General features: G+C 67.4%; 1 protein-coding gene. It reads left to right on the top strand.

The window, feature by feature from the left end; genetic code table 11:
* Positions 1-500: nickel-dependent hydrogenase large subunit (locus MLE18_RS17840; RefSeq protein WP_243440153.1), on the top strand; the 500-nt coding region annotated here is incomplete at both ends.

Below are 500 nucleotides of genomic sequence, written 5' to 3'. Positions count from 1 at the left end.
CTGTGCGGCGTGTGCACCTACATTCACCTGCAGGCCTCCACCACCGCCATCGAAAACGCCATGAAGCTGACCGTGCCCGCCAACGCGCAGATCGTTCGCAATCTGCTGCAGGGCACCCAGTTCCTGCACGACCACATCGTGCACTTCTACCACCTGCACGCCCTGGACTGGGTGGACGTGACCAAGGCCCTCACCGCCAACATCGCCGCCACCGCGACCCTGGCGGCCCAGGTTTCCCCCTCGGCCCCGTCCATCGACTTCGCGGCCGTGCAGACCAAGCTCCAGGGCCTGGTCAGCTCCGGGCAGCTGGGGCCGTTCTCCAACGGCTACTGGGGCCACCCGGCCATGAAGCTCTCGCCGGAAGCGAACCTGCTGTTCGTGGCCCACTACCTCCAGGCCCTGGCCCAGCAGGCCAACACCGCCAAGATGATGGCCCTGTTCGGCGGCAAGAACCCGCACCCCCACGTCACCATCCCCGGCGGCGTGACCAGCGGCAACGA

This window comes from Fundidesulfovibrio soli (assembly GCF_022808695.1).
Lineage (GTDB): Bacteria > Desulfobacterota > Desulfovibrionia > Desulfovibrionales > Desulfovibrionaceae > Fundidesulfovibrio > Fundidesulfovibrio soli.
This window is presented reverse-complemented; position numbering and strand designations above follow the sequence as displayed.